Origin of the sequence: Sphingobium sp., assembly GCF_041987595.1 — a bacterium.
In the GTDB taxonomy this organism is placed as follows: Bacteria; Pseudomonadota; Alphaproteobacteria; order Sphingomonadales; family Sphingomonadaceae; genus Sphingobium.
The window spans coordinates 218-17694 of record NZ_JBHIWJ010000018.1; the positions used below are offsets into that span (position 1 = coordinate 218).

The 17477-nt window shown below is 64.5% G+C and carries 22 protein-coding genes; 11 read left to right on the plus strand and 11 right to left on the minus strand.

The annotated features are described in order from the left end of the window. The coding region (locus ACFC3J_RS06855) for an HAD family hydrolase (protein WP_375195454.1) at positions 1–421 on the minus strand (421 nt) is incomplete at its 3' end. Next, a complete protein-coding gene (locus ACFC3J_RS06860) occupies positions 418–714 on the minus strand; it encodes a DUF3572 domain-containing protein (protein WP_375195455.1) in 297 nt (98 codons plus the stop codon). The genes ACFC3J_RS06855 and ACFC3J_RS06860, both read right to left, overlap by 4 nt. Positions 715–787: 73 nt before the next feature. Between ACFC3J_RS06860 and ACFC3J_RS06865 the strand changes: the two genes are divergently transcribed. Together ACFC3J_RS06865 and ACFC3J_RS06870 are read left to right on the plus strand one after the other, a co-directional pair. Then, the gene (locus tag ACFC3J_RS06865) at positions 788–1150 is read left to right on the plus strand and encodes a response regulator (RefSeq protein WP_375195456.1); all 363 of its coding nucleotides are present in this window, start codon (positions 788–790) and stop codon (positions 1148–1150) included. A 161-nt stretch (positions 1151–1311) separates the two neighbouring features. Beyond that, positions 1312–3189 (plus strand): PhoX family phosphatase, encoded by a 1878-nt coding sequence (locus ACFC3J_RS06870; protein ID WP_375195457.1) that lies wholly within the window; start codon positions 1312–1314, stop codon positions 3187–3189. 198 nt (positions 3190–3387) lie between these two features. Here the strand turns inward: ACFC3J_RS06870 and rpmG are convergent, their stop codons facing one another. Further along, on the minus strand, positions 3388–3555 hold the full coding sequence (rpmG, locus tag ACFC3J_RS06875; protein WP_007687342.1) for a 50S ribosomal protein L33: 168 nt from the start codon (positions 3553–3555) through the stop codon (positions 3388–3390). A 217-nt stretch (positions 3556–3772) separates the two neighbouring features. Between rpmG and ACFC3J_RS06880 the strand changes: the two genes are divergently transcribed. The 3 genes from ACFC3J_RS06880 to ACFC3J_RS06890 all read left to right on the plus strand — a co-directional run bounded on the left by ACFC3J_RS06880 (position 3773) and on the right by ACFC3J_RS06890 (position 5296). Beyond that, complete coding sequence (locus ACFC3J_RS06880) at positions 3773–4102, plus strand: hypothetical protein (protein ID WP_375195458.1); 330 nt, start codon at positions 3773–3775, stop codon at positions 4100–4102. 17 nt (positions 4103–4119) lie between these two features. Continuing rightward, a complete protein-coding gene (locus ACFC3J_RS06885; protein WP_375195459.1) occupies positions 4120–4686 on the plus strand; it encodes a TMEM165/GDT1 family protein in 567 nt (188 codons plus the stop codon). A gap of 118 nt (positions 4687–4804) precedes the next feature. Continuing rightward, a complete protein-coding gene (locus ACFC3J_RS06890; RefSeq protein ID WP_375195460.1) occupies positions 4805–5296 on the plus strand; it encodes a Dps family protein in 492 nt (163 codons plus the stop codon). Positions 5297–5382: 86 nt separating this feature from the next. On the opposite strand, the gene ACFC3J_RS06895 is transcribed toward ACFC3J_RS06890, so the two are convergent. The 7 genes from ACFC3J_RS06895 to ACFC3J_RS06925 all read right to left on the minus strand — a co-directional run bounded on the left by ACFC3J_RS06895 (position 5383) and on the right by ACFC3J_RS06925 (position 12270). After that, positions 5383–5853 (minus strand): GreA/GreB family elongation factor, encoded by a 471-nt coding sequence (locus ACFC3J_RS06895; protein WP_375195461.1) that lies wholly within the window; start codon positions 5851–5853, stop codon positions 5383–5385. 284 nt (positions 5854–6137) lie between these two features. Beyond that, complete coding sequence (cobT, locus tag ACFC3J_RS06900) at positions 6138–7964, minus strand: cobaltochelatase subunit CobT (RefSeq protein WP_375195462.1); 1827 nt, start codon at positions 7962–7964, stop codon at positions 6138–6140. Continuing rightward, positions 7964–8743, minus strand: a complete 780-nt coding sequence (locus ACFC3J_RS06905) for a tyrosine-protein phosphatase (protein WP_375195463.1) — start codon at positions 8741–8743, stop codon at positions 7964–7966. Before ACFC3J_RS06905 ends, cobT begins: the two co-directional genes overlap by 1 nt. Next, positions 8740–9162, minus strand: coding sequence for an OsmC family protein (locus tag ACFC3J_RS06910; protein WP_375195464.1), 423 nt, complete (start codon positions 9160–9162; stop codon positions 8740–8742). Before ACFC3J_RS06910 ends, ACFC3J_RS06905 begins: the two co-directional genes overlap by 4 nt. A gap of 1 nt (position 9163) precedes the next feature. Beyond that, positions 9164–10171 carry a cobaltochelatase subunit CobS gene (gene cobS, locus ACFC3J_RS06915; RefSeq protein WP_192670008.1) on the minus strand — a complete coding sequence of 336 codons (1008 nt, stop codon included), beginning with the start codon at positions 10169–10171 and terminating at the stop codon, positions 9164–9166. 89 nt (positions 10172–10260) lie between these two features. Further along, on the minus strand, positions 10261–11553 hold the full coding sequence (locus ACFC3J_RS06920; protein WP_375195465.1) for an Hsp70 family protein: 1293 nt from the start codon (positions 11551–11553) through the stop codon (positions 10261–10263). A gap of 84 nt (positions 11554–11637) precedes the next feature. Beyond that, positions 11638–12270: a J domain-containing protein gene (locus tag ACFC3J_RS06925; RefSeq protein ID WP_375195466.1), complete on the minus strand. Its 633-nt coding sequence runs from the start codon at positions 12268–12270 to the stop codon at positions 11638–11640. Between the two features lie 44 nt (positions 12271–12314). On the opposite strand from ACFC3J_RS06925, the gene ACFC3J_RS06930 reads away from it, so the two are divergent. From ACFC3J_RS06930 to ACFC3J_RS06940, 3 genes are read left to right on the plus strand one after another with little or no spacing between them, the layout of a single operon-like run. Continuing rightward, a complete protein-coding gene (locus ACFC3J_RS06930) occupies positions 12315–12602 on the plus strand; it encodes a BolA family protein (RefSeq protein ID WP_375195467.1) in 288 nt (95 codons plus the stop codon). A gap of 52 nt (positions 12603–12654) precedes the next feature. Further along, on the plus strand, positions 12655–13362 hold the full coding sequence (locus tag ACFC3J_RS06935; RefSeq protein WP_375195468.1) for a glutathione S-transferase: 708 nt from the start codon (positions 12655–12657) through the stop codon (positions 13360–13362). After that, on the plus strand, positions 13359–14264 hold the full coding sequence (locus tag ACFC3J_RS06940; RefSeq protein WP_375195469.1) for a pirin family protein: 906 nt from the start codon (positions 13359–13361) through the stop codon (positions 14262–14264). The genes ACFC3J_RS06935 and ACFC3J_RS06940 overlap by 4 nt, the downstream gene beginning before the upstream one ends. Before the next feature lie 46 nt (positions 14265–14310). Here the strand turns inward: ACFC3J_RS06940 and ACFC3J_RS06945 are convergent, their stop codons facing one another. Then, the gene (locus ACFC3J_RS06945; protein WP_375195470.1) at positions 14311–15147 is read right to left on the minus strand and encodes an MJ0042-type zinc finger domain-containing protein; all 837 of its coding nucleotides are present in this window, start codon (positions 15145–15147) and stop codon (positions 14311–14313) included. Between the two features lie 178 nt (positions 15148–15325). On the opposite strand from ACFC3J_RS06945, the gene ftsE reads away from it, so the two are divergent. Genes ftsE through ACFC3J_RS06960 form a run of 3 tightly spaced genes read left to right on the plus strand, consistent with a single transcriptional unit; the run spans position 15326 to position 17465 of the window. Continuing rightward, positions 15326–16036 carry a cell division ATP-binding protein FtsE gene (ftsE, locus tag ACFC3J_RS06950; RefSeq protein WP_375195471.1) on the plus strand — a complete coding sequence of 237 codons (711 nt, stop codon included), beginning with the start codon at positions 15326–15328 and terminating at the stop codon, positions 16034–16036. Then, a complete protein-coding gene (locus ACFC3J_RS06955; protein WP_375195472.1) occupies positions 16036–16938 on the plus strand; it encodes a cell division protein FtsX in 903 nt (300 codons plus the stop codon). Before ftsE ends, ACFC3J_RS06955 begins: the two co-directional genes overlap by 1 nt. Next, positions 16935–17465, plus strand: a complete 531-nt coding sequence (locus ACFC3J_RS06960; RefSeq protein WP_375195473.1) for a YdcF family protein — start codon at positions 16935–16937, stop codon at positions 17463–17465. The genes ACFC3J_RS06955 and ACFC3J_RS06960 overlap by 4 nt, the downstream gene beginning before the upstream one ends. The last annotated feature ends 12 nt before the right edge of the window (positions 17466–17477 follow it).

Here is a 17477-nt window from a genome sequence, read left to right on the forward strand (position 1 = left end):
TCGAGGGCGCATGTTCGGCGATGATCTTCTGCAAGGCCGGGCCTTTGGGCCCCTGATTGGTATAGACCTCGGCATGGATGCCGATGGCTGCGAGTTGGGCGGCGCGCTTGTCGCGCCGTTCATCGATCAGATTGGTAAGGATCACCACATCGGCCACTTCGGCAAGCGTGTTGATCGCCTCGACCGCCCCCTTGATGGGTTGCTGTCTGTCCATTTCGGTATCGAAGAACCGCCCCAGCATCCGCCAGATATCGACCGGTTGCAGCAATTCGCCGCTGGTCTGCCAGCGCAGGGCTTCGGCAAAATTGTGCCCTTTAAGGTGGAAATTGACCCCTTGGCTCGTCTCGAGCCATTCCTTGAAGTGCACGACCATGTGCAGCAGCACTTCATCGCAATCGGTGATGATCAGCGGACGGCTCATCCGTGCAGTGCCTCCTTCGCGGCGATCAGGGCCTGGGGCGTGCTGTCGATCGCTTCGGCGCAGGCGACAAGATCGGGTTCATATTCGGCCAGAAAGCCCAGCACCGCACCCAGTATCGCCGGATCGCCCACCCCGGCCCGCAGCGTTTGGGCGTCCAGCCCGGTCAGCGCCAGCAGCCGGTCGGCGCGACGGTCATCGGCCAGCGTCCAGGCCAGCGCCATCAGCGCCAGCACGGATGGTTCTTGGTCCGCGCTTGGGCTATGTTGCTTGCCATGGTTAATCTCGGGGCGCATGGTTGATCTCAGCTGGGGGCGGCTTTAGGGGGCGCGCTTTCCATTTACGCATTTTTTCAGACGCGGGTGACTGGTGGCAAAGCGCGTGCTCGTTGTCGAGGACAACGAACTCAATCTCAAACTTTTTTGCGACCTGCTGCGCGCGCACGGGCATGAGGTGCTGCCTTTGCGCGACGGGCGCGACCTGCTGCACCAGGCCCGAGAGTTCCACCCTGATCTGGTGATCACGGACATCCATCTGCCGCATATCAGCGGTCTGGACCTCATCGTTTCTCTGAAGCGCGACGCGCAATTGTCATCGGTGCCGGTCATGGCCGTCACCGCCTATGCGGGCCAGGGCGATGAGGAGCGGATCAGAGGGGCAGGGGCGCAGGCCTATGTGTCCAAGCCGATTTCGGTGCTCCGCTTCGTCGAACAGGTGAACGGCCTGTTGTGACAAAGGCCTTATGCAAAGGGCCTTATGTAACAGGGCTGTAATTCCCCTTTCACCGGACTGTCCCGCTTGTGCAGCATGGGCGTCATTCATCCCTGTCATGCCCCCGCCGCAAGGGCGCGGTGTTCCGCCGACAGCCCGATCCGCAAACAGGGGTATCATCCATGTCTCATCTGACTGACGAGGCGCGCGCGCCGTTTCGCGATGCGCAGCCCAAAATCGCTCTGGGCGAAGACAGCCTCGAGGCCATCGTCGCAGCCAATCCGGCGCGCCGCACAATTCTGAAAAACGGCCTGATGGGCCTGTCCATGCTGCCCATGCTGGGCGCGCTCGCGGCCTGCGGCGACGATGATTCCGCCTCGCCCACGCCGACCCCCAGCCCGACGCCGACCCCCACTCCGTCGGTCAGCTACGCCATCAGCTTCGCCTCGGTCGCGATCAACAGCAACGACACCGTCACCGTCCCCGCCGGCTACACCGTCGACGTGCTGCTGAAGGCAGGCGATTCGGTTGAAGTCGGTACGGCCTACGCGCCAGGCAGCTTCCCCGGCAGTGCGACCCAGACCAATCTCTGGGCCGGCGGCAACCATGACGGCATGGAATTTTTCGAGCTGTCGGGGGTCAACGCCAATGATGGCGGCCTGCTGGCGATCAACCATGAACTGCCCGACTATAACATCCTCTTCGCCAGCGGCAGCTACAACGCCGCGACGGCAACGGCCGACCAGAAGGCCATGGCTCTGTCCGCCGTCGGCGTGTCGGTCGTCGAAATCGCCAAGGGTGCGGACGGCAAGTTTACGGTCAAGGCCGGGTCGCGGTTCAACAAGCGCTACAGCGGCAACACCGATTATCGCGTCGGCGGTCCGGCTGCGGGTCTGTTGCCGTCGACGATTCGCGGTACGCTCAACAATTGCTCCTCGGGCCGGACCCCATGGGGCACTTATTTGACCTGCGAGGAAACGACCAACAATTATCTCGATCCGACGCAGCCGAATAACGCCTACGGCTGGGTGGTCGAGATCGACCCCTATCAGGAACTGGCCGCGCCGACCAAACGCACCGCCATGGGCCGCTTCTCCCACGAAAATGTGGCCTATCTCAATGACAGCAACAACCGGGTCGCCTTCTACATGGGTGACGATTCGACGCCGGGCTGCATCTACAAGTTCGTTCCCGACCGCGCCTATTCCACCAGCAATCGCGCAGCCAACACCGATCTTCTCGACTATGGCACGCTTTACGTCGCGCGCTTCAACGCTGACGGCACGGGGGAATGGCGGGCGTTGGTGCAGGGGCAAAACGGTCTTGTCGCCGGTGCTTCGGATCCGGGCAATGTCAGCCAGTCGGCCACTGCGCCCGCTCCCACCACGGTCAACTTCAATTCGACGGCCGATGTGCTGATCAACACCCAGTCGGCAGCGCGCGTCGCGGGCGGCACGCTGATGGATCGCCCGGAATGGATCACGGTCGCGCCCAACAGGCAGGCCATTTTCGTGACGCTGACCAATAACGGCAGCCGCAGGGTCACCGATGCGCCCAATCCGCGCGTCACGAACCTGCACGGCCACATCCTGAAGTTCCGCGAAAATGGCGATTCGCCGCTCGCGACCAGCTTTACCTGGGAATTGTTCCTGCTGGCGGGCAATCCCGGCCTTGCCGAAGCGAATCTCAAGGGAAATATCAACGGCGATTATTTCTCCAGCCCCGATGGCCTGCGCATGGATCCCCAGGGCCGCTTATGGATCCAAACCGACCATAATCTGACCGGAAATGCGGGCACGCTGAACGGCACGGCGGTCAATATGACCCAGGCCTTCGGCAACAACAGCATGTATCATGTCGACCAGACGACCAAGCTGTCGAAGCGTTTTCTGGTTGGTCCTGCCGGCTGCGAGATTACCGGCATCGCCTATACGCCGGACCTCAAAAACTTCTTCATCAACATCCAGCATCCAACCGGCAACTGGCCCGTATCGGGTCAGCAGCCGCGATCCTCGACCATCGTGGTGCGCCGCACGGATGGCCAGCCGGTCGGCAACTGAACGGCCTTCATGTGGCCGGTTCTGGGCACTTCCCGACGCCCCCTCCCGCACATGGGACGGGGGCGCCACCCAAAACCGCCATCCCGGACTCCATCAAGCCGACAAGGAAAGACCCGTTCCCCAAAGGGGACGGGCCTCTTCGTTCGGGCGAAAGCCACGAACCGCAAATGCCTTCAGGCGGCCGAGGCCGCCATCAGATCACTTGATCTTGGCTTCCTTGAACTCGACATGCTTGCGCACGACGGGATCATATTTCCGGAAGCTCAGCTTCTCGGTCTTGGTGCGCGGGTTCTTCTTGGTCACATAGAAGAAGCCGGTGTCAGCTGAGCTGACGAGGCGAATCTTGACGGTTGCTGGCTTGGCCATGGCCTTAGTCCCTGGTCGTGAATATCGTAAAAAGAAAAGCGGCCCCCAATCTCATCGAGGAAGGGACCGCCCCGTTTCAGCGGTGCCCCTTGGGGCAGATTCGGATTGATGTCAAGGCTCGTGGCGGAAATCCATGGTTCATGCTACACTTTACGCGGCCTTAACCGCCTGCGTGCATGATCGGAGTCGGAGCCACAAGACGGGGGGAGTCTTCTCCATGAGGCATGATCCTATACTGGCCATTCTTGCCGATCTGCTGCGCCGGGTCGATGGACTCGCGGGGGAGCGAGGGCATGTGTCCGTGCCCCGGTTGCGCGACGAAATCGATCAGATCAGGCATATCGCGCGGGCCTTCCACATCGATACGGTGGAGTGCCTGGCGGGGACGCTGCAATCGGCGCTGTCGCTGCAGGGGGCGGGGCCGGTGGTCCTCTCCTATCTCGACCTGATGCGCGACGCGATCGCGGCGGAAATGCCCGAGGCCGATATCATTCCGATGCCGATGGCCGCCAAACCGGCGGTATATGGCCCGCATCTTTCCGCCTGAACGACCTGACGGCGCCGATGGATGCTTTGCTGATCGGGCTGCTTGGTTGCCTGTTGGGGGAGATGGGGGACAAGGGGCAATGGCTCCTGCTGGCGCTGTCCACCCGGTTTCAGCGGACCGGCGCTCTGATAGCGGGCATCGCCTTCGCCGCCGCCGCCAACGCTGCGTTGGGTGCCGTGGCAGGCGGCTTTCTGGCGCCGATGCTGGGAAGCGACGCCCGGCTCCTGTTTCTCGCGCTGGCGCTTCTGTTCCTTGCAGGCGGCATGGCCTGGCCGGTCAAGCGGCCCGATCCGCTCGCCAACTGGCGCATCGGCCCCTTCCTCACCGCGGCGCTGGGCCTTTTCATCCTGGGCTTCGGCGATGGAGCCCAATTTCTGATCCTGGGCGTCGCCGCCAGAACCGCTGATCCGGTCCTTGCCGCTACAGGGGGCGCCATCGGCATGTTCGCCGCATGGCTGCCCGTGATCCTGCTGCGCGAACAGCTTTTCAGGGTCCTGCCGCTGCGCGCGATTCGTCTCGCAGGCGCGCTGCTGTTCCTTCTGGGGGCGATGGGAGCAGCCATTTCGGCGCTGCATCTTACCTGATCGACGCCCTTCATCAGACTGAACGACAATTTCGACGCGAAATTCGCGGCTTGTCATGGCACCTTATTGATGATGGATCATTCTATATGCGAAACATATCCCCAGACAGGAGCAAAGCATGACAGCCCCCGACCTCAAAACTCCCACGGACCTGCGTAGCAACGCCACCAAATCGGTCGCACAGGCGCTGAACGGCATTCTGGCGGACAGCTATGCGCTTTATTTCAAGACGAAGAATTTCCACTGGCACGTCTCGGGTCCGCATTTTCGCGACTATCATCTGATGTTCGACGACCAGGCGACGCAGATTTTGGCGACGACGGACCTGATCGCCGAACGGGTGCGCAAGACGGGGAATACGACGCTGCGCTCGATCGGCGACATTTCGCGCCACCAGACGGTGACCGACAATGACGCTGATTATGTCAGCCCCGGCGACATGCTGAACGAATTGCGCGAAGATAATCTGAAGCTGGTCGAGGCTCTGCGCGCCGCCAAGGCGGCCGCCACCGAAGCGGGCGACAATGCGACGGAAGGCATTATCGACGACTGGACCGATCAGGCCGAGGAACGCGCCTGGTTCCTCTTCGAAGCCGGCCGCAACGCCTGACAGGATCAAAGCCCTCCGGCCGAAACTGGAGGGCTTTTTCTTTGCCGGCATCCGTTCCGTCCAGGCGAAGACGAGAAACGGTGCGCCTATTCCTCGATGATCGGGTCGATCGCCAGAATCGTCAGGGCCCCCGGCTTGCCACCGAAGTCGACGGCCTCGCCCTCTTCGGCATCCATCATCGCGCGGGCGATCGGTGCGGAAAAGGCGATGCGCCCTTCGGTCGGGTTCGCTTCATCATCGCCCACGATCGAAATCTGCTTCTCCTTGCCATTCAGCCGATAGGTCACGCGGCTGCCAAAGGCGACCGCCTCCCCATCCGGCACCGGCCGGACTTCCGCGGTCGCCAGACGGGTGCGCCAATAGCGCAGTTCGCGCTTGTGCTTCTTGGCGTCCTCCTCTGCCATGGCTTCGGTCTCGACCGCTTCCAGTGCGTCCACCTTCCCCCGCGTCAATCGCAGGCCCCGCGCCGTCACCCAGTTGGGACCGGACGGCAACGGAATTTCGAAAGTGGGTTCCAGATGCTCCTCGTCACTCTCGCGACGAAAGGCGACACTCATTGCACTCTCCTGCACAAAACGCCCGCTGGCGCTTGAACGAGGTCGAGATTGCCGATCTTCTTTTCAAGGGAAGGTCCGGGTTTCGCCATCGCCGAAGCCCGAACGAGCAGGGCTTCTAGGACATGCGGGGTTTCAGCTCAGGGTGGAGCGAAAATAGTGGATTTCGAGAACCTCGAAGCGAGTCACGGGCCTCGCTTCGATGCAGCGACCTAAAGGGTCGGGAGCACCGGAAGCGCAGAAAGCCGCGATTTGCAGCCCGCCATGAGGTGAAATCCCGCATGTCCTTAATCTTCGTCGAACAGCCCGGCGAGCTGCTCCACCATGGTCCCGCCGAGCTGTTCGGCATCCATGATGGTCACCGCGCGCCGATAATAGCGCGTCACGTCATGCCCGATACCGATGGCAACGAGTTGCACGGGCGAGCGGTTCTCGATCCATTCGATCACCTGCCGCAAATGCCGCTCCAGATAGGTGCCGCTGTTCACCGACAGGGTGGAATCGTCGACGGGCGCGCCGTCGGAAATCACCATGAGGATGCGGCGCTCCTCGTGGCGGGCGATCAGCCGGTTATGCGCCCAGAGCAGCGCTTCGCCGTCGATATTTTCCTTGAGCAGCCCTTCGCGCATCATAAGGCCCAGATTCTTGCGCGCCCGGCGCCACGGTTCGTCGGCCTTCTTGTAGACGATGTGCCGCAGGTCATTGAGCCGCCCCGGCATCGGGGGACGGCCGGCCGCCAGCCAGTCCTCACGGCTCTGCCCGCCCTTCCACGCGCGGGTGGTAAAACCGAGAATTTCGGTCTTGACCCCACACCGCTCCAGCGTGCGCGCCATGATGTCGGCGCTGATCGCCGCGATGGAGATCGGCCGCCCGCGCATCGAACCCGAATTGTCGATCAGCAGCGTTACGACGGTGTCGCGGAATTCGGTATCCCGCTCGATCTTGTAGGACAGCGAGCGTGTGGGATCGATCACGATCCGAGCCAGCCGCGCCGCGTCGAGCAGCCCTTCTTCCTGATCGAAGTCCCACGACCGCGACTGCTGCGCCATCAGCCGCCGCTGCAATCGGTTGGCGAGTTTCGTCACGGCGCCCTGCAAGCTGACCAGCTGCTGGTCGAGAAAGCCGCGCAGCCGCAGCAACTCATCCTCGTCGCACAGATCCTCGGCGGTCACGACCTCGTCATGCAGCAGGGTATAGGCCTTGTAGTCGAAGCCGGGCGGCAGGTCCGACATCGGCCGGTTCGGGCGGACCGGCATCATGCCTTCCTCGCCCATGTCGTCCGCGCCTTCCTCGCTGTCGGCGTCGAACTCGTCGCTATACTCGGTCTCGCCTTCTTCGGTATCGCCGCCCTGATCCTCGGCGCGGGCCTCGGCAAAAGCGTCGCTGTCGCCGGCCTGATCCTCGCCGCTGTCGCCCTCTTCCTGCTGCTGTTCCTCGTCCTCGCCCTCTTCCTGCGGCTCGGAATCGTCGGTTTCCGGTGGCGTGTCGGCGTCGATCAGCTGGAGATGCTCCAGCATGGCAGAGGTCAGCTTCTGAAAAGCGCGCTGGTCGTCGATCGCCATGGACAGGGCATCGAGATCGGCCCCGGCCTTGTCCTCGATCCACTGGTCGACCATCGCCAGACCCGGCAGCACATCCTTTGGCGCGGCCTGTCCGGTCAGCCGCTCGCGCACCTTGAGCGCCAGCGCCGTGGACAGGGGCACTTCGTCCGCCGAACGTGCCCGGCGGATCGGATCGGACTTCAGCCGCAGGTCCAGCGCGTGGTTGAGGTTCGCACGAACACCCTCCATCGCCCGCGAACCGATCGCTTCGACCCGCGCCTGCTCGACCGCGTCATAGACCGCCCGCGCCACCGCATCGGACGGCGCGGCGGCCCCATGGACCTTCGCATTATGATGCCGCAGCTTCAGCGCATTGGCATCGGCAAAGCCGCGCGCCAGCGCCACCTGTTCGGCGGGCAGGTTGCGGCCGGGCGTCGGCACCTTGATCGCCTTGCCGACCATATGCGGCGTGTCGGCGGTGAAGCTGACCTCCACCTCCGCATCGCGCGCGATCGACCGCGATGCGCCGGACAGCACATCCTTGAAGGCGTCGAGGGGCGAACGTTCGGTCATCAGTTCAGCAGCATCCCGCGCATGGCGTTCCGGGCCGCCGAGTCCACGCCCAGCGTCTCCAGATAGCCATCGACCCCGCCATGGCGCTCGTCCAGCGTGGCGAACAGGCTATCGAGATAGGCGGCATCCGCCACCAGCAGGGGCTTCAGCGTCTCGGCCCTGGAGGACCGCATCCGCGCCACCAGCGTATTGCGCTGTGCCAACAGCCAATCCCAATCGGCATGGTCGTTGGTCAGCAGATAATCCTCGACGATCGTGGTGCGAGGCACGCCGAGCGACGCCAGCACCAGAGCTGCGCCGACGCCGGTGCGGTCCTTGCCCGCCGAACAGTTGATCAGCAGCGGCACCCGTCCCTCGACGATCCGGGCGAACATGGCGCGGTAGGATTCGGCATGATCGACGGGAATTTCGCGATAGAGCGCGACCATGGTCCGACGCATATCTTCCGCCGTTGCGTCGTCGCTTTTCAGCATCTCGCCCAGCAGGCCGCTGCTTTCGCTATAGTCGCGGCAGAAATAATCCACATCCGCGCCATGCCAGCGCGTCGGTTCGGCGGTGCGCTCATTGCCCCGGCGAAAATCGCAGATCGCCCGGATGCCCAGCGCGCGCAGCTGCGCCGCATCGCCGTCGGTCAGCAGCGCCATCGTCCCCGACCGATACAGCATGCCGCGCTTCACGCAACGCCCGTCGGCGGTCGCATAGCCGCCGAAATCGCGCAGGTTGAAGGCGCTGCCCAGCGGCAGCCCGGCATGTCCGGTGAGGGCGATCGTCTCGCTCACGGCCGCTCGCCCTCACCCACATAGGGCACGGCGATCGTTTCGATCTGCGTTTCGACTTCGCTCATCAGCTTGTGGACCGGGCATTTGGCGGCGACGGCGATCAGCTTGTCATGCTGCTCCTCGCTCAGCGGACCACTCAGGGCGATGCGCGTGGTCAGGCGGTAGATGCCCTTGCGCTCCTCGCTATTGTCGCGAATCACGCCGACATGGATGCCCTCGAGCGGAATGCCGTTGCGCTGGGCATACCAGAGCATGGTCATCGCCTTGCACGCGCCCAGTGCCGAATCATACAGGTCGTGCGGGTCCGGCCCGGCATCATGGCCGTCCGGCGCCGACATGTCGGCGATCAGCTCATGACCGCGAATGTTGATCCGATGGGCGGAACCGCCCGCCGGATCGATCCGTTCGACGACGATCATGTCACGCTACCCGATGGGCGACGCTTTCGGGCAGGTCCTTGCCGAACACGCGCTGATAATATTCGGCCACCAGCGCCCGCTCCGCCTCATCGCATTTGTTGAGGAAGGACAGGCGGAAGGCAAAGCCGATATTCTTGAAGATGAGCGCATTCTGCGCCCAGCTGATCACGGTGCGAGGCGACATCACGGTTGAGATATCGCCGTTGATGAAGCCCTGACGGGTCAGTTCCGCCACCTTGATCATGTTCTCGACCTCCTTGCGGCCGCCTTCATGATCATATTCGCCCGACTTGGCCAGAACCACCTGCGCCTCGGTCGCGGCGGGCAGATAGTTAAGCGCCACCACCAGATTCCAGCGGTCCATCTGCCCCTGGTTGATCTGCTGGGTGCCGTGATAAAGGCCGGTCGTATCGCCCAGACCCACGGTATTGGCGGTCGCGAACAGGCGGAACCAGGGGTTCGGCCGGATCACCCGATTCTGGTCAAGCAGCGTCATTTTGCCGTCGGTTTCCAGCACGCGCTGGATCACGAACATCACGTCCGGACGGCCCGCATCATATTCGTCGAACACCAGAGCGACCGGCCGCTGCAACGCCCAGGGAAGCAGGCCCTCGCGGAATTCCGTCACCTGCTGCCCGTCTTTCAGGACAATGGCGTCGCGGCCGACCAGATCGATACGGCTGATATGCGCGTCGAGGTTGATGCGGATGCACGGCCAGCGCAGACGGGCGGCGACCTGCTCGATATGGCTCGACTTGCCGGTGCCGTGATAGCCCTGCACCATCACGCGGCGATTATAGGCAAAGCCCGCCAGGATCGCGAGGGTCGTGTCCGGATCGAACACATAAGCGGGGTCAAGGTCGGGCACCCGTTCGTCTGCCTCCGAAAAGGCCGGGATCTTCATGTCGACATCGACGCCGAATACCTCCCGCGCGTCCACTTCGCGGTCGGGCGCGGCCAACAGCGTTTCTGCGCGGGTATCGGGCTGGACGTTGGGGATGTCGGTCATCTTATTGTCTCTTGTCAGCAGTCGTGTCGGCACTGCCCTAACCATGCGGGACGGGCATGTCGATAGATTGGGGTCTTATGCCGCCGGGATCAAGCAGCCCATTCGGCCAAACTGGCCTCCTGTCCGATGAGCGCCAGCCCATGGGCGATGGAGGTCAGCTCGCCGCCGGTCGCGATATGCTCCGCGCCGAAGCGCCGCTGGAAGATCGCCCGGATCGCCGGGATCAGCGAGGTGCCTCCGGTCAGGAACACCCGATCGATGCCCTCGGGGCCGACGCCGGCCTTGGCGAGCGCCCTGTCCACCGTCGCCTCGATCTGGGCGATGTCGGGCGCGATCCAGCGCTCGAAATCGGCCCGCGTCACTTCCGCCTCGATCGAAAGGCCGCCGCCCTCGAAGCGGAAGGGCGCACTCTCCGCCTCGGACAAGCGCCGCTTCATAGACCCCACCGCATCATAAAGCGGATAGCCCAGTTCCTTCTCGATCACCGTTATCATGCGGCCGATGGCGTCCGGGTCATTCGCCGCCTTTTGCAGCCGCGCCAGCTCCTCCATCGTCCGCCGGTTGCGCATCAGCGCCAGCCGCGACCAGTCGGCAAAGTCGGCGAAATAGCTGCGCGGAATCTCCAGCTCCTTGCCGAAGCTCTGATAGGTCCCGCCCTTGCCCAGCATCGGCAGCACCAGATGATCGATGATCCGATAGTCGAACCGATCGCCTGCGAGGCCAATGCCCGCCGATCCCAAGGGCACGCAGCGCCGCGCGGCGCCGGGCGCCTCGACCCGCACGACGGAAAAGTCGCTGGTGCCGCCGCCAAAGTCCGCGACGAGGATCGTTGCCGCCTCTGTCAGGCGGCTGGCATAGCTGAACGCCGCGCCCAAAGGCTCGTAAACATAGTGAATCTCGGTGCCGAAGCCGGCAAACATGGCGTCATAGCGTCGCCGGGCCAGCGCCTCATCAGGCCGCGACCCGGCATATTCCACCGGCCGCCCGACCACGATCCGCTCCGGTCGCTTGTCCAGTATTCCGCCCGCATGACCGACCATCCGCCCCAGAAACATCTGCCCCAGCTCCTCGAAGCGAAAGCGCTTCTCGAACACGCCGGCGCTTTCGAAGATCGGACTGGCGGCGACGGACTTGAACGATTGCAGGAAGCGGCTGTCTTCGGGAAATTCCAGATATTCCGCGATGGCCCAGGGACCGGCCTCGTGCGCCATGCCGCCCTTCACCGCACTGTCATGCCAGAAGCAGAGCGCCGATCGGAACACCGCGCCGTTCGCCTGCGCGCCGGAAAATTCCACGAGATCCGACCCGCTGCCGTCGGCGAGCGCCGCCACGCTGTTGGTCGTGCCGAAATCGAGGCCCAGGGCGCGGGGCGGGGTGGTCATAAGGATCTCCGGGGGAAGAGGGGCCGGCGCCTATGGCAGCGCGGCGCGGTAATCACAACCCTGCGCGGGAACGTCAAAACCGCGCTAAGCGAAAACCGGCGCCTTTCTTAGCAACTGATAGGCCTCGATTACGCCTTGCAACGCGGCTTCATGCGTCCGGTCCCCGCCATTATGGTCGGGATGATAGCGCCGCAGCAGTTCGGTATAACGCTGTCTCAGCGCCTTGCGGTCGGCATCGATCGGCAGCCCCATCACGGACAGAGCCTTACGCTCCTCACCCGAAACGAATTTTCCGTCCTGCCGCATCTGCCCATTCTGATTTACGGCGTCGGCCCGCGCCTTGGCTACCCGATCCCGGAACTTCGCGCCGATGGCGTCGAGCGGGTCCTGAAAGTCCGACCATTTAGGCGGCGGGCTGGCGGCGTTGGAGGAAAAGGCCCGCGTCTCCCGCTCCCATCCAGCATAGGGACGCTGGGCGGCGGCGATTTCTTCCGGACTCATGCCGGTGAAGAAATTATAGCCCTGATTGAAGGCGCGGACATGATCGAGGCATAGCCAGCGCCAGCGCGGGCCTTCCTGATGGGAACCATGCCCGTCGAGCGGCGGTGCGCGAAACTCGCCCGGCTCCTCGCAGCCGGGGACCGCGCAGGGGCGGTCGCTTTCCACGCGGCCATGGAAACGGTTGAAACGCCGGGTCGAGAAGGGATCGCTGGCCAAGATTGTCCTGATGCAACTACGGGCAAAGGGCCTATATAGGCGCCATGACTGATGTTGCAAAAGGCCCCGTTGCCACCGAAATCGAAGCCCGGCTGCGCGCCGCCCTTGCTCCCGCACAACTCGCCGTGACCGACGACAGCGAGATGCATCGCGGCCATGCGGGCCATGACGGATCGGGCGAAAGCCATTTCACGGTAGAGATCGTCTCGGATCGGTTCACCGGCCAGAGCCGGGTCGCCCGCCAGCGTCTGGTGAATGCCGCGCTTGCCGACCTGCTGCCCGAAAAGGTCCATGCCCTCGCCATCAAGGCGCGCGCGCCGGGCGAGGCATGAGACCGTAAACGCCGCCATGCGTTGACCCGCCGTCGCCAAGGAGGAACAGCGCATGGCCTATGATTTCTGGTATTGGTCCACCATTCCCGGACGGGGCGAATTCGTCCGGCTGACACTGGAAGCATGCGGCATCGCCTATCGGGACCGCGCCCGCATCGACGGCGACGAAGCGCTGATGGCCGACATGGAGCGCCACGATGCCGGTCCCGCCTTCGCTCCGCCCTATCTGGTCACCGACGGCCGGACCGTGGCGCAGACCGCGAACATCCTCTTCTATCTTGCCGAACGCCATGAATGCGGCCCCACCGGCATGAAGGCCCGCTATTGGCTCGCGCAGGTGCAACTCACCATCATGGACATGGTGGCCGAAGCCCATGACGTGCACCATCCGATCGGTGCGGGCCTCTATTATGAGGATCAGAAGCCTGAAGCCCTGCGCGCCGCCCAGGGCTTCCGCGCCAGCCGCATTCCCAAATTCCTGACCTATTTCGAACATGCGCTAAGCGCCGAGCCGGGCGACTGGCTGGCCGGGCAGCGCTGGAGCTATGCCGATCTCTCGCTTTTTCACCTGATCGCCGGGCTGCGCCATGCCTTTCCCCTGCGCATGGCGACGGTGATGCCCTCCTTTCCGCGCCTCGACGCCCTGCATGAGCGGGTTGCGGCGCTCCCCGAATTGCAGGACTATCTGGCGAGTGACCGGCGCTTGCCCTTCACCGATGAAGGCATCTTCCGCCACTATCCCGAACTGGACGCCGCATGACACCCACCGACCCGATCATCCAGACCATCACGCCCATCACCCATGATCTGGGCGATTTCCGGGTCCATCGCTCTCTCCCGGCGAAGGAGCGCACCATGGTCGGCCCCTTCATCTTCTTCGATCAGGCCGGTCCTGCCCGGATCGCGCCGGGGCAGGGGGTGGACGTGCGCCCGCACCCGCACATCAACCTCGCCACCGTCACCTATATGTATGAGGGCAGCTTCCTTCACCGCGATTCCCTCGGCACGGAACAGTTGATCGATCCGGGCGCGGTCAATCTGATGACGGCGGGCCGGGGCATCGTTCACAGCGAACGCTCGCCGAATGAGGAGCGGGCGAAGCTCTCCAAACTTTCCGCCATCCAGACCTGGCTGGCGCTGCCCGACCGCGACGAGGAAATGGACCCGGCCTTCGAACATGTCAGCGAAGGCGGCCTGCCGATCATCGAAAGCCGCCACGCCCGCGCGCGGGTCATCATGGGCAGCCTCTGGGGCGAGACGTCCCCCGTCACTACCTATGCGAAGACCATTTACGCCGATATCCAGCTTTCGCCCGGCGGCACCATCCCGATCGACGCGGAAGCCGAGGAGCGCGCCATCTACGTCTCCGGCGGCGACGCGGCGCTCGACGGAATGCTGCTCCAGCCCCAGACGCTCTACGTCCTGCGGCCCGGCACCCGCGCCACGCTGATGAGCGTCGATGGCGGCCGCGTCATGCTCTGCGGCGGCGAGGCTTTCCAGAGTCCGCGCCATGTCTGGTGGAATTTCGTCTCTTCCTCGACCGACCGCATCATGCAGGCCCGCGAGGATTGGGACGCGATGCGTTTCCCGCTGATTCCCGGCGACGATCAGGAATTTATCCCGATCCCGCAAGGACGTCCCAAGACCGTCAGCTATCCATAGTGCGAACCGTCATTCCCGTTTTCGCGGGAATGACGGAGAATGACGGTCACTGCACAAAAGTCAGCGACAGATTCTCGGCATTTTTGGGAATGTCGATCCGGCTCTCGTTAATCGAGGCCTCCTCGCCCGGCTTCAGGCTGGTGCGATCCGCCTTGGTCGTCCAGCTGAACACGAGCCGGTTCTGACGGTCGCGCAGTTGCACCAGCACCGGCGGCACCGGCAGTTGCTGCTTGCCGCTGTTCACGATCCGTGCGCCGAAGGCGAAATATTCCTCGCCCGTCGGCAGCTTGCGCCGCTCGGCCGGCTTGGAGAGGTAGAAGAGCAGATCCGGGTCACCCTCTTCGGGCACCAGCCCCAGATTGACCGCCCAGCTCGGCGTCCCGAAATACCAGAGCGCTCCGCCCGCAGCCCCCACCGCCAGGCAGAAAAGCACGGCGGCATAGGTCAGCATCTTCAGCCGGTTGCGGCGCGGCCTGACCGGCGCCGGGGCGGCATCCGCCCATTCGTCCGGCGCGGGCGCTTCGGCCGCGGCCCGGCCATAAATGTCGTCGAACCGATAATCCGGCGTCGCGGCAGCGGCCACCGGCGCGGCGGCTGGCTCCTCTTCCCGCTCGACCGATTGCACGACGGGCGCCATCACTGCCTCGACCGGCGCAGGAGGCGGCGGCGCAGGCGGTGGCGGGGGAGGGGCAGGAGGGGGCGGCGGCGCGGCCATTTCCGGCGCGCCGGCCGTGGCCAGCGCTTCCTCGCGCGGGACAAGCACGGCTCCTTCCTGGAACCAGCTATGTTTGCAGGCGGCGCAGCGAACCTGGCGGCCGTTCGGGCCGACGGCGCTGTCCGGCACAATATAGCGCGTGGCGCAATTGGGACACACCAGGATCATGTCGCTTCATAGGCATGAGTTGGATTCGAGGGCAAGCGGCTTCAACATGACAACAGTCGAGCCGCGACTCGCGGAGTCAGGCCGGATCGGGTTGCGGATGGGCTTTACGGCCGCCCGTCCGCTGTGCCATGGCAGACATGTCGGGGAAGCAGGGAGCGCGCAGGCGCCAAAAACACGCATGTCGACCATCGTCCAGTTCGAAAATGTCGGCCTGCGCTATGGTCTGGATAGCGAGACGCTGTCCGACGTCAGCTTCTCGCTAGCCAGCGGGGGCTTCTATTTCCTGACCGGCGCGTCGGGCGCGGGCAAGACCTCGCTGCTGAAGCTTCTCTACCTCGCCCAGCGGCCCAGCCGCGGCGTCATCCGCCTGTTCGGCGAGGATGTGGTGACCCTGCCCCGCAGGCGCCTGCCCGGTTTCCGCCGCCGCATCGGCGTTGTGTTTCAGGATTTTCGCCTCGTCCCGCATCTGTCGGTCTATGACAATATCGCCCTGCCGCTGCGGGTGGCAGGCATGGAGGAGGCCGAAATCGACGCCCCGGTCAGCGAAATGCTGAACTGGGTGGGGCTGGGCGACCGGGGGCAGGCGCGCCCGGCGACGCTGTCGGGCGGGGAACAGCAGCGCGTCGCCATCGCCCGCGCCGTGATCGGCCGCCCGGAAATATTGGTGGCGGACGAACCGACGGGCAACGTCGACGCCGACATGGCCCGCCGCCTGCTGACCCTGTTCGAAGCGCTCAACCGTCTGGGCACCACCATCGTCGTCGCCACCCACGATCTGCCGCTGATCGCGCAGGTCGGAAGCGCGCAGATGATGAAGCTCGACAGGGGCCGCCTGTCCGATCCCACCGGATCGCTGCGCTATCCGCCCAGGCCGCAGGTGGCCAGCTGATGGCGGGTGCGGATCGCCGCGCTGCCGCCGCTGCGCGCCACCGCCTGCTGCCGGAGGGCAGGGTGGCCGGGCCGATGCCGTGGATCATTGCGATCATGATGTTCCTGACCGTGCTGTCTGCTTCGGCCGGGCTGGGTCTGGGTGCGGCGGTGAAGGCGATGGGCGCGGACCTTGCCGGTCGCGCCACGGTTCAGATCGTCGAGGCCAATGCCGAGCAACGCGACCGGCTGAGCACCCATGTCGCTCAGGCACTGCAGAAGGTCGGCTATGTCCGCGCCGTAAGGCCCGTTCCGGCAACCACGCTGGCCGACCAGATCCGTCCCTGGCTCGGGCAGGACGCGGCAAGCGGCGACCTGCCCATTCCCGCGTTGATCGACATAGAGCTTACGCCCGGCCAGACCGACGCAAAGGTCGACCGCCTGCGTCGTCAGTTGGCCGCCGTCTCGCCGAAGGTTCGGATAGAGCCCCACGCCGCCTTCCTCGCGCCGCTGGCGGGCCTTCTGTCAGCACTGGGCTGGCTGGCGGGTGGTATCGTGCTGCTGATGACGCTGGCGACGGGCGCGGTGGTAGTGCTGGCTGCCCGCGCCGCGCATGACAGCCATCGCGGCACCATCGACGTGCTGCACCTGATGGGCGCGACAGATGTCCAGATCGCTCGTCTGTTTCAGCGCCGGATCGGCCTTGACGCGCTGTTAGGCGGCGCGCTTGGTTTCACCCTGGCGTTGCTGGTGATAGTGCTGCTGGGCGCAAGGTCGCTCGCCACCGGCTCCGAACTGCTCATCGCCATCCAATTGCCATGGACCAGCTGGGTCCTTCTCGCCGCGCTGCCGGTGGGTTGCGTGGCTCTGGCGACGCTTGCCGCGCGCTGGACCGTGCTGCGATCCCTGGGACGGCTGCTATGATCGTCCGCTTCATCGCTGTCTCCCTGCTGGGCTGGATGCTGGGCTTTGCCTGGTTCGCGATCTTCCTGCCGCAGCCGCTGGACGGGCGGCAGACCGACGCCATCGTCGTGCTGACCGGCGGGGCGGGACGGATCGACCGGGGCCTGTCGCTGCTGCGCGAGGGCGCGGCAAAGCGGATGCTGATCTCCGGCGTCGACCGCTCGGTCCGCCCGGCGGAGCTGGCCGCGCAATATAATACGCCCGAACGCTTCTTCACCTGTTGCATCACCCTGGGCCGGGAAGCCATCGACACCCGCTCCAATGCCATCGAAACCGCACATTGGCTGGAACGCCGCGACTTCAAAACGGTGCGCCTCATCACCACCGACTGGCATATGCGCCGCTCCGCGCTGGAACTGCGGCAGGCCTTGCCGGAGCGGGTCACGCTGGTCTACGACGCCGTCCCCAGCCGCCCAAGCCTTCGGATATTGGTGCGCGAATATAATAAATATTTGCTGCGCCGGGCGGCGGCTCTTATCGGTATCTGACGGTTTTCCATC